7 protein-coding genes are annotated in these 10001 nt (G+C 70.9%); 2 read left to right on the top strand and 5 right to left on the bottom strand.

The genetic code is table 11. From position 1 onward, the window contains the following. Positions 1-238: 238 nt before the first annotated feature. The 4 genes from BWR60_RS34410 to BWR60_RS34395 are packed head-to-tail and all read right to left on the bottom strand — an operon-like array spanning position 239 to position 5933. Positions 239-1045, bottom strand: coding sequence for an SDR family NAD(P)-dependent oxidoreductase (locus BWR60_RS34410; protein WP_218823818.1), 807 nt, complete (start codon positions 1043-1045; stop codon positions 239-241). A gap of 2 nt (positions 1046-1047) precedes the next feature. After that, complete coding sequence (locus BWR60_RS34405; protein ID WP_179222068.1) at positions 1048-2409, bottom strand: capsule biosynthesis protein; 1362 nt, start codon at positions 2407-2409, stop codon at positions 1048-1050. Positions 2410-2416: 7 nt separating this feature from the next. Next, on the bottom strand, positions 2417-4720 hold the full coding sequence (locus BWR60_RS34400; RefSeq protein ID WP_088157580.1) for a polysaccharide pyruvyl transferase family protein: 2304 nt from the start codon (positions 4718-4720) through the stop codon (positions 2417-2419). Positions 4721-4775: 55 nt separating this feature from the next. After that, entirely contained in the window at positions 4776-5933 is a 1158-nt protein-coding gene (locus BWR60_RS34395) for a polysaccharide pyruvyl transferase family protein (RefSeq protein WP_218823817.1), read from the bottom strand. A gap of 357 nt (positions 5934-6290) precedes the next feature. Between BWR60_RS34395 and BWR60_RS34390 the strand changes: the two genes are divergently transcribed. Continuing rightward, on the top strand, positions 6291-7442 hold the full coding sequence (locus BWR60_RS34390; protein WP_088157578.1) for a hypothetical protein: 1152 nt from the start codon (positions 6291-6293) through the stop codon (positions 7440-7442). 260 nt (positions 7443-7702) lie between these two features. Here BWR60_RS34390 and BWR60_RS34385 read toward each other — a convergent pair whose 3' ends face one another. Then, a complete protein-coding gene (locus BWR60_RS34385; RefSeq protein WP_088157576.1) occupies positions 7703-8368 on the bottom strand; it encodes a MucR family transcriptional regulator in 666 nt (221 codons plus the stop codon). Positions 8369-9130: 762 nt separating this feature from the next. Between BWR60_RS34385 and BWR60_RS34380 the strand changes: the two genes are divergently transcribed. Beyond that, positions 9131-9682: a MucR family transcriptional regulator gene (locus BWR60_RS34380; RefSeq protein ID WP_088157574.1), complete on the top strand. Its 552-nt coding sequence runs from the start codon at positions 9131-9133 to the stop codon at positions 9680-9682. Positions 9683-10001: the final 319 nt, after the last annotated feature.

Below are 10001 nucleotides of genomic sequence, written 5' to 3'. Positions count from 1 at the left end.
GTCTTTCCGCGCTCTGGTCCGGGTGGCCACCCGGACCAGAGCATCCCACTCTCGCGGGATGATCCTTTCTACCCTCTATCCAACAGACAATTGCGAGCGCAGCGAAGCAATCCAGGGGCCGGTGCGCACCGGCCCCTGGATTGCTTCGCTGCGCTCGCAATGACGGTGTTTGGAGACCTGAAAGGTCCCGCAGGCGCGAGAGGCCACGCGTTCCCAGACCCACAATCGCTCTTGCGCCCTACAGTGCCGCCGGGGCGTCGATCTCGAAGCGCAGGAAGCGGTCGATGAAGGCGGCGCGGACCGGGCGCGGGGCCAGCCGGCCCAGCCGGATCAGCCAGACCAGCGGCCAGGGGAAGGCCACCATGGCGCGGCCCCGGGCGGCGCCCGCCGCGATGTGCCGGGCGGCGCGCTCGGCACTCCACTGGAACGGCCGGGCGCCGCGGTAGCGGTCGCTCATCCCGGTGGCGATATAGCCGGGGCAGACGATGGTGACGCGGATGCCCTGCGGCCGCAGCCAGGCCAGCAGCGCCTCACCCCACGCCATCAGCCCGGCCTTGGAGGCGGAATAGGCCGGCTGGTCGGCCAACGGCATCAGCGCCGCCAGCGACGAGATCAGCACGATGCGGCCGGCGCGGCGGGCGCGCATCGGCTCGATCAGCGGCGACACCGTGGCGATCGCGCCTTCCAGGTTGATGCGCAGTTGCGCCAGCACCGCGTCCTCGGGCTCGCTGGCGCGGCCCGGGGCCAGGCTGCCCTCGACCCCGGCATTGGCGATCACCACCGCCACCGGATGGCGGGCGTCGAAGCCGCGCAGGAAATCGCCGAGACTGGCGCCGTCGCGCACGTCGATCGCCGCCGCCTCCACCTCCGCGCCGCGCTGCCGGCAGGATGTCGCGACCTCGTCCAGCCGGTCCGGGTTGCGGCCGATCAGGGCCAGCGCCACGCCCGGCGCCGCATAGTGCAGCGCCAGCGCCGCGCCGAGGCCGTGCGACGCCCCGGTCACCACGACCGCCATGGGCACGGCGGTCGCCTGGGGGGCGGTCACGCTCACTCCCCCGCCTGCGCCGCCCAGGCGGCCTCGCGCAGCGGCACCACCGTGCCGTCGAGGATGCGGCGGCGGGCGCCGTCGACCGCGAGGTCGATGCCGTCGAGCGAGAAGAAGCTGCCGCGGATCTGGGTCCGCGCCACCACGACGCGGCGGAACGCCTCCAGCAGCTCGGGCCGCGGCGGCCGGCCCTCGGCCCAGAAGCGGTCGAGCCCGCTTTGGAAGCTGAGGCCGGGCAGGTCGAACACCGCCGAGCCCAGCGTCTGCAGCGGCCGGCCGCGCTCCAGCGCGATCAGCCCGACGGTGGAGTTGACCACGACCACGCCGATGGCGCCGTCGACCAGCCGCTGCAGGTCGCCGCCATCGATGAAGTCGACCCGGCCGGCGACGCCGTGCCGCGCCGCCAGCGCCTCGACCTGCCGGCGCTTGGCGACCGGGCGGAAATCCAGCGGGTGCAGCTTCACCACCAGCCGGGTGGCGGGATCGGCATGGCGGGCGAAGGAGGCGATCACCGCCTCCGCCGCCGCGACCGTGTCGCGATAGGGCGAATGGGTGCGGATCTGGAAGTCGGTGTCGAGCTGCAGCGGGTGCAGGTAGTAGCGTTGCCCGGCCAGCCCGCGCATTGCCCGCCGCGCCTGCCGCCTGGCCAGGGGCGCGCGCAGGAAGCGGCCGACCCAGCCGGCATATTCCACCACCGGATGGTCCAGGGCGTGGTGGCGGTAATGCGGGAAGGCCGGCATCAGCGCCACCAGGCCGATCGTCCACAGCACGTCCCACACCGCCCGGTGCAGGAAGTAGGACGGCACCGGCGCCGCCGCCGGCGGCGGCTCCACCGCCCGCGCCATGGCCAGGAAGGCGGCGGGGCTGCGCGGCAGGTCGGAATGGCCGTTGACGCCCCAGGCCTCGCAGGTGACCCAGCCGGGGCGCAGATAGCCCTCCTCGAACAGGTGCAGCCGCAGGCCGCGGCGGCGGGCCAGGTCGACCGCCACCCGGTGATGCGGCCGGCAGTCGCCGAACAGCACCAGGTCGGTGACGCCCTCGCGGTCGAGGATGCCGGCGACGAAGCCGCGCCACTCCTCGAACCGGCCGCGGAAGGCGATGGCGCGGCGGCGCCAGAACACCGCGTCGCCGCCGCAGATATTGACCTTGACGATGCGCGCGCCCGCGGCCTCCAGCGCCGCCGCCAGGCGCCGCTGGAACGGCGTGGCCGCACCCTGCAGCACCAGCACCACCCGCTGCCGGTCGGCGCCGGGCGCGGGAATCGCCCGGGCTGCGGCCGGCGGAGCGGGAGCCGGCTGCGGCGGGGCCGGCACGCCGGCCAGCCGCGCCGCCGCGGCGAACGGGCGCTGGAGCAGCCCGTTCATCCCAGCCTCAGAACGGGATGCGGGCGTAGACGTCGCCCGACACCGGCCACAGCGCGTCGTCGAAAGACACGCCCTGCGCCACCGGGAAGGCCTCGAACAGGTCGCGGCCGTCATAGCGCAGCGGCTGCCAGGTCTCGTCGATCCAGGTGATCACGTCCTCCCACGGCGTCTCCAGGCTGCGGTCGCGGCAGAAGGCGATCACGCCCGGCTTGCCGACGCCGGAGTAGAAGTCGCGGATGCGGTGGTCGATCCGGTTCTCCGGATCGTCGACGTCGAGCAGCAGCCGGCCGCCCTCATAGGTGCCGAACCAGCCGCAGGGCACGCCGTAGGTCTCGGCGATCACCATGCCGTGCAGGCTGGTGGAGATGATGCGCTTGCACGACACGATCTCCTCCACCTTGGCGGCGAAGGCGTCGACCTTCGGCGCGGTGTAGGTGTTGATCAGCCGGATCGAGCCCGCCAGGCTGGGTGGGATGTTGTAGCGCTTGAGCGCCTCCTTCACCCCGGCCTGCGGGTCCATCGACGCCAGCTCGGAGATGTGCAGGATCACGCCGAGCTCATGCGTCTTCTTGACGTGCTTCATCGGCATGATGCGCGGCAGGAACCAGACCGGGTCGCCGAACACGTCGGGCACCTTGATGCCCTGGCCGCGCAGCACCGCCTGGGTCTTGCGGCCGCGCACGCCATGCACGACGAAATCGGTGTTCTGCGGCCGGATGTACTGCCGGATCGAGCGGTCGACCGGGTTCAGCGTCGCATCCATGCCGGTGCCCCAGAAATGCAGCACGCCGTTCTTCTGGGCATGGCCGATGGTGCCGACCGCGACCATCCGCTCCGACGCGTCGTCGAAGGCGGCGCGGCGCACCGGCACCCCGGCGATGGCGGCGACCACCACGGCGCTGAGCGCGTCGCCGAGATTGGCGTGCGGATGCTCGCTGGTGGTGGCGACCCAGGACAGCGGGATCGACAGCCGCTTGGCGTTGAAGCGCAGCAGCGTCTCCAGCCGCTCGCGCGACACCGGGCCGATCTTCGTCGGCGCGGCGACCGGGGCCGGCACAGGCTCGGGCTCAGGCGCGCGGGCGAGGGCGGCGGAGCCGTCGGTCAGCGGCGCGCCGGAGGCGGAGGCCGCGGCGGGCTTGGCGGCGGAGACGGGGGTCGAGGGAACTGTCATTGCGGAGACTACCTTGAGGGCCGGGGCGGGCTTGGCGACGGCGACGGCGGCGGCCGGCGCCTCCGCCTTGGCTCCGCCGGCCCGCGCCAGGGCGACCCGCTTGCGGTCCTCCCGGCGCAGCTCCTCCACGGAATGCTGCAGCACCAGCCCGGTCAGCACCGGGTGGTCCCACACGGTCTTGCCGGCCGGCGCCACGAGCGGCTTGGCCTCGAGCGGGAAGGCGTTGATCAGCGCGTCCTCGTCGATCGACACCGGCTCCCAGACATCATCGATGGTCTCGATCACGTCCTGCCAGTCGGTGGCGAGATTTCGCGGCTGGCTGTAGCTCCAGATCTTCGGCTTGCCGATGCCGGTGTAGAGGTCGACGATCCGCAGGTCGGTCGTGCCCTCGGGATCGAGATCGGTCTGCGCCAGCCCGGGCTCGTTGCCCTGCGGCGAGAAGTACAGGCAGGGGATGCCGTAGCTCTCGGCGATCACCATGCCGTGCAGGCTGGTCGAGACGATGCGCCGGCAGGCCAGGATCTCGTCGACCTTGTCCTTCAGGCCGCCGATGCCGATCGGCGTCACCGTGCTGATCAGATGCACCTTGCCGGCGAGCTCGGCCGGCACCTCGAAGCGCTTGTAGTCGGCGCGCGGGTTGGCCTGGGCGAAGGACCGGTCGGCCAGCTCCGACAGGTGCAGGATGACGCCGACATCCCACTTCTTCTCGACCTTCGGCCTGTAGAAGCGCGGCAGCAGCCAGACCGGGTCGCCATAGACGCCGCCCTTGGCCTTGCCGCCGAGCAGCCGGGCCGAGACCGGGCCGCGGCTGGCCGGGACGTGGAAGGTGGATTCGGGCGGCACGGTGAAGGGCAGCCGCTCCGGCACCGGCGCCGACGGATTCTTCCAGCCGGAGCAGCCGGTGCCCCAGAACCAGACCTCACCGCCCTCGAAGCCATGGCCGATGGTGCCGACCGCGCCCATGCGCACGGATTTCGACCTGGTCGGGACACGGGCGACATCCAGCCCGGACAGCAGGGCCACCATGACGGGACTGAGCGCGTCGCCGAAGTTCAGATAGTCCATCTCCAGGGTCGAGCCGGCCCAGGACAGCGGGATCTGTCCCGCGTCGCGCGTGGCCCGCAACAAGCTGTTCATCATGCGCCTTGTCCACTTCGATAAGGTCGGTTTCGGGTCGCCGGGCCGGGCCGCCGCATCAGGCCCGGTTCGTCAGGGGCCGCCGCAGCAGCGCCGCCATGCGCTGCAGCGGCCCGGTTGGCCGCGCCACGGCCGCCGACCGAGCCGCCACGCTGGCGGCGACAGGCCGGATCACCGTCTGCGGCCGGTGCTGCAGCGGGATCTGCCGCAGCACCGGATGGTCGAACACGCTCTCGCCGTCGCGCGGCTGCAGCGGGTTGAGGTCGAGCGGGAAGGCCTCGAGCAGCGGCGCCGGGTCGAAGCGCGGCGGCATCCAGGCATTGTCGATCGCCGCCATCAGCGCGGCCCAGTCGGTGCGCTCGCGCCGCGGCTGGCCGTAGACCGGGATGTGGCCGCGGCCGAGGCCGCGATAGAGGTCGACGATCCTGAGGTCGAGCGTGCCTTCGGGGTCCAGCTCCATCATGTGCAGGCCGCGCGGCGCCCGGGGCGAGAAGTACAGGCACGGAATGCCGTAGCTTTCGGCGAAGACCATGCCGTGCAGGCTGGTCGACACGATCCGCTCGCATTCCAGGATCTCGTCGAGGCGCGCCCGCATGCCGTCCAGGCCGATCGGCGTCACCGTGTGGATCAGCCTGACGTCGCCGGCCAGCTCGGCCGGCACCTGGTAGCGGATATGCTCCGGCTTCGGCCGGACCTCGAAGGACCGGTCCTGCAGGTCGGCCAGGTGGATGATGACGCCGAGCTTCCATTTCTTGCGCTGCGGCGCGGGATGGAAGCGCGGCAGCAGCCAGACCGGGTCGCCGTAGACGGCCGGGCCGGTCGCGTCCGCCCCGCCCAGGATCCGGCGCGACACCGGCCCGCGCGTCGCCGCGATGTGCAGCCGCGTGCCGGGCAGCGGCGCCACCGCCACCCGCTCCTCCGCCGGGGCCGAGGGGTTGCGCCAGCGCGAGCTGCCGGTGCCCCAGACCACGACCTCGCCCTCCTTCAGGCTGTGGCCGATGGTGCCGACCGCGGCCATGCGCAGGCGCCGGGATTCATGCGCCACATGCTCGACCGGCAGGCCCGACAGCAGCGACACCATCACCGCGCTCAGGGCGTCGCCGAGATTGACGTAGTCCTGCTCGCGCGTCGCCGCCACCCAGGTCAGCGGCACGACCTGCCGCTCCCTGGCCGATGCAGCCAAAGCGCGAATGCTCTCGTTGCCCGGCACGGCCATCGAACACTCATGATTCCGGTTTCGTCGCAAAGGTTTTAAGCCCGAACCGTCGCCGCTGTCATGCTTTTTGCAGTGCGAAATCGCGGTGCAAGGCAAAATTCTTGGGATTGACGGGATCCGGGCACCTTTCAGTTCGTGTTTGGAATCCGTTTTCAGATCAATATGATGGGCCGAGCAAACCTGAATCCGGCCTTACCGGGCTCCGGCGGGGACGGGAATCGGACTGCCTCCGAATCACCTCACCGAACAAAACCTATGAAAACTTTCCGTGCGACATCCGGGCGCTTGCGGGACCGGCGGTTTCGACGATGCTGGCCGCGGGGGAGCCACGCCCGACCGGCAATGACGAGGGACTGCATGCAGATCCGTTTCCCGCTCCTCCCGGCCCTGGCGCTCGCCGCCGGGCTCGGCCTGGCCGCCGCGCCGGCCCGGGCCCAGGCCCAGTCCGACAGGCTGGAGGACTTCATGATCATGGATGTCTGCGTCGACCAGCATGACCGGATCGAGCCGGCGCTGGTCCCGGGCGACCGCGACTGCACCCGGCGCCGCAACATCCGCGCCGGCGAGGCCGTGCCGTACCATATGCACAACTTCCCCAACCCCGGCGCCCCCTGCCCGCAGCGGCTGGGCACGGTGTCGAAGGACAATATTCCGATCGAGAAGCATGGCGTCACCCGCATCGTCAGCTTCTACGACCGCGGCGTCGACCACAGCTGCCCGGACGCCAAGCCCGACGCCCCGACCTTCGGCAAGCTCGACACCGGCCGCGAGGGCGGCTCGGTGCAGTGGGTCGACGAGCAGTGGGGCTACATCATGGGCAGCTGGAGCCCGGTGGCCCTGTCCTACTGGCTGACCCCGTCCTGCGCCGGGGCGCCCGGCACCTCCGGCCGGTTCCGCTACGGCTGGGTGATCGGCCCGGCGACGCTGCCGCCGGAGGGCCAGGGCGGCTTCGCCGTGTTCCAGAGCAAGCTGGTCACCAACAAGGACGGCCGGGAGCCGGAGGCGGCGGGCTGCCCGAAGCGCTTCGCCAAGCCGTTCACGATGTGGATGCGCGACCGCTTCACCTACAAGGACGGCCGCTCGCTGGACAGCCTGATCTCGATGCGCTTCTCCAGCTCGGCCAAGGACGGCCAGGGGCCGGGGCCGGCGACCCAGGTCGAGATCACCTACTGGACCAGGGAGTTCGGCCTGACCCGCTGGGAGAAATGGGGCCGCGACGACTGGGTGCATCCGCGCAGCAGGATGGCCGTGGCCACACTGGGCAAGACGCTGTTCGAGAGCGGCACCTGCAGCCCGCCCTACAGCTTCCGCAGCAGCCCGGTGCCGGGGCTGACGATCGCGGACAGCGGCAGCGGCGACGACTACAGCCGGACCCTGACCCAGGGCGGCGACTCGCATGCCTGGCACATGTCGCTGTGCAGCGACTACACCAACATCGTCAAGGATGCGGATGGCGGGCTGGTCGTGCCCTGGGGGCAGGCGCTCAGCGACGTCTTCTGGGCGGAATAGGATCCCGGCGACCTTCGGGGCTGGAGCGCGATGGCGATCGCGCTCCGGCTCACTTCAAAACGCCCCCATCATCGTCATTGCGAGGAGGCGAAGCCGACGAAGCAATCCAGGGGCCGGTTCGAACTGGCCCCTGGATTGCTTCGCTGCGCTCGCAATGACGGTGACGGAGGGTTCTGAAAAGATCTCGCCTGGCGAGAGAGGCAACGCCTCGCCGTCTTGCTGGGCCGGGCAGCCTGATCGCGCCTGAACTCTTTCCGGCCCTAGCGCCGGAAGCCGTCGGGGCGCGGCCCTTCCGAGCGGCGGCCGGGGGCGGCCCCGGGCTTGCCGCAATCATGGCGCAGCCCGGCGGGCGCGCCGCGGCGGTGCTGCCGGCGCGACCGGCCCGCGCCGATGCGCCGGCTTTCCTCCTGCAGCCGCAGCGGCGCCGGCTCCGGCTCGGCGCCGTCGGGCCGCGGCGCCAGCCGGCGGCGCCAGGCCACCCGCTCCTCATGCGACGGCGGCGGCAGCATCGGATAGGCCGCGGGCAGGCCCCAGCGGCGGCGGTACTGGTCGGGGGTGAGCCCGTGCACGGCATCGAGATGGCGGCCGAGGTCCCGGCAGCTCACGCCGTCCTCGAGGCAGATCAGGAAGCCGAGCCCGATGGTGTCGGCCAGCGGCACCGGCGCCACCCGGGCCGGCACGACGGCGCGAGGCGGCTTCTGCACCCGGGGCCGCGCCCGGGCCGGCGGCGGCACCGAGAGATCGTCGAAGGCCGCCAGGATCTTGCGGATCAGCGAGGGATCGTCGGGCCCGGATACGGGCTGCCGCGACCGGAAGGCCCGGGCGATCTCGGCCGCGAAATCCCGTTGATGCGCCAGCAGGCACCGAAGGTCGATCTCCGCGGCGGTTCGCTTCCGGCCCGCTTCGTCAAGCTGGTCAACTCGCATTCATTCGTCCTTCTGGCCCACAGCTCTGACGCCGGTGCGACATAGTGGAATCGCCCCCGGCGAAAGGGCTGCTTCCGCCAGACCAGTGAATCCACGGCCGGCCGACCGACCGACATGGCTACCCCCTCCCTCGAACATCCTGTCTTTGATTGCGACGCGGCCCTGCATATTCGGATATTGTACGATCCGAATCGCGAAATCAGCGTATCAGCAACCACGTGACAGGTTAATCCTTAAAAACTATTGCGGAAGACTATTTTAAGTGAAACAGGCCGCCTCGATCCTGTCGGCAAAGGCCGCGGCAAGAGCCGGGATCACGTTCCGCTGCGCGGGAAACCTTCCGGATTCGGGCGGGGCCGGGCTCCCCCGCCGCTTTTCATCTCGGATGCCGGGAAAATATGCCGAGATTTCGATCGAACCAGGCCCGAGATCTGTGGACGATTCGCCGGAGAGGCCTCATCGGGCGACCGTCGTGCCCGGCCGGGAGGCCGCTCTACAACCTAGAGATTGTATAACCGCGCGAAATCCTCCGCCGCATGGGATGGTTTGGCGGTCGATCCAAGGCTGCCGGGCCCTGCATTTTATGTCGCGGCCCTTTATCGCGGTGTCATTGCGTTATCATCTTGCGGAAATCGCGCGAAACATCCTAAAATTGAAACTAGATTCTTTGCCATCCAGTGGAGGGAGGCGATTCGAATCCTTCGGCCGTCACATTTCAGCCGCGCCCGCCGAAGGTTGGATCGCTAAACAAGAAAGAGCACCATGGCCCGCCCAAGCGAAACCGAGATCCTGAGGTTCACCAAAGAAATCGTCGTCGCGCACGTGTCCCGCAACACGCTCGACAGCGAAAGCCTGCTCGACCTGATCCGCAACGTCTACACCACCCTCAGCGCCACCCAGGGCCCGTTGCCCGAGGGCGAGGCCGAGCCGGCCGAGGCGCATGACGACGCCCTGGCCGAGGCCGGCCATGACGGGCAGGAGGTGCCGGCGATGCCGGCGGCGCCGCTGGTCCCGGCCGTGCCGGTCGAGGAATCGGTGACGGCGGACTACATCGTCTGCCTGGAGGACGGGCGCCGCTTCAAGACCATGAAGCGCTGGCTGCGGGCGACGTATGGGCTGAGCCCCGAGCAGTATCGCGAGCGCTGGGGCCTGCCGGCGGACTACCCGCTGACCGCGCCCAACTACACCAAGGCGAAATCGGCCGACGCCAAGCGGCAGGGCCTCGGATCCGGCCGCCCGGCCCGGGTGGCCCGCGCCAGCCGGCCCGGCCGCCAGCGCGCCGCGCGACCGAGCGAGAAGACGACCAAGCGCTGACCCGGGGTCCGGCCGCCGCGGGACGCGGCCGGACCCGCATGGGCCTCCTGCTCCGGCCCGGACGGCATGCCTGCCAGGCCGTAACGGCCCGCCGCCGTGCCCCCGGCACCGCATTCGGACTCGACAGGGCGGCCTGATGTTCTATATTCGTTCCAGTCGTCATCGCGACCTGGACCGTCATGGGGCATATCCAGCAACTGGCTTTCACGCTCGGGCCGATCGAGGCCAGGACGGCCGCGCCGCAGCGGCCGCGCCCGTCCGGGCGGACGGCCCGACCGGCCGCCCCGGCCCAGCCCTTGCTGCTGCCGGAGAGCCCCGC

Source organism: Inquilinus limosus, from assembly GCF_002195995.1.
Classification (GTDB): Bacteria; Pseudomonadota; Alphaproteobacteria; order DSM-16000; family Inquilinaceae; genus Inquilinus; species Inquilinus limosus_C.
This window is presented reverse-complemented; position numbering and strand designations above follow the sequence as displayed.